This is a genomic window from Flavobacterium sp., from assembly GCF_040382755.1.
Classification (GTDB): domain Bacteria; phylum Bacteroidota; class Bacteroidia; order Flavobacteriales; family Flavobacteriaceae; genus Flavobacterium.
In genome coordinates, this window is the sequence record NZ_JBEIET010000287.1 from 1 (window position 1) to 1,215 (window position 1,215).

Here is a 1,215-nt window from a genome sequence, read left to right on the forward strand (position 1 = left end):
ACTTTAGTTGGGCTACTTCCTAAATATTCCATAATATCAATTTCACCGCATTGCGGCCAAATGGCTGTATCAGAATTAGAACCTAACATCCAAAAAGCAGGCCATAGCCCTTTTCCTCTAGGCAATTTAATTCTTGCTTCAATTCTTCCGTACTTAGTTTCAAATTTACCTTTAGTTAAAATACGGGCAGATGTAAACGCTTCACCCATATATTGTTCTCTACGTGCAGTGATTTTTAAAACCCCATTTTCAACTTTAATATTTTCAGGTCTATTGGTATAATATTGCAGCTCATTATTTCCCCATCCGTTACTACCAGTACCAATATTGTAAGACCATAAATTAGGATTAGGTGCTCCGTCTACATTAAATTCATCACTCATTACTAAATTATTTTTAGTAACAACTGTTTGTTTTTCATCTTTTGTACAACTATTTAATAACAAAACAAGAGCTGTAGCTATAAAAATTTTGTGTTTTATTTTATTTAAAATCATCTTTAATTATCTTTTAATTGTGAAAATATATATTATCTACATACAATATTGAATTGTCCCCACCTTCAAGAATAATTTGAGCCAGGTTTGATCTACTTAATAAACCAGGCATAGCAGAAAATGGAATTTCAATTGAAATCCAATTTTGAGATACCACAGCGGTAGAAGTTGTTGCTGTAAATGTTGTTGAATGTCTAGTATCATCTCCTCCGCCAAAGACACCATTTGCGCCAAAATCCACTACTAATACTCTTAACTGTCTTCCTGGAGCTATAGGCCCTGGAATAAAAGCATCTAAATGAATATGCGTCATACTATTAGCATTCACAGTTGGACTACTAAACTCGATTCCAACAAAATTAAAGTTGGTGTAATTTAAAACGTTATCTCCCAAAACTGAAAAATTATTAGATTCTGTAGTTTGCCATGGTTGCCAATAACCATTATAATAATTAACTGGAACATTAGTATATACATCTGAGAATATAGAAATTACATTAGATGGACTCAAGGTAGGAATAGGTGCATTGACATAGGCACCTGAACAATTAATTATCAAACTTCCAGTAGCGGGTTGACCATTAAATGTTGCTCTAATTGTTGCTGTACCCGCTGCGATAGGAGTTACAACACCTGCATCATTTACAGTAGCTACAGAAGGATTTGAGGATGTAAAATTTAAAAAAGCCGGACTAATAGAAACAGATTGATTGATACC

The 1,215-nt window shown here is 33.5% G+C and carries 2 protein-coding genes; both read right to left on the minus strand.

All coding sequences use genetic code 11. The features are described from left to right. A partial coding sequence (locus ABWO04_RS12050) for a glycoside hydrolase family 16 protein (protein ID WP_353079921.1) occupies positions 1-497 on the minus strand: 497 nt, incomplete at its 3' end. Positions 498-510: 13 nt separating this feature from the next. Continuing rightward, a partial coding sequence (locus ABWO04_RS12055; protein ID WP_353079922.1) for an Ig-like domain-containing protein occupies positions 511-1,215 on the minus strand: 705 nt, incomplete at its 5' end.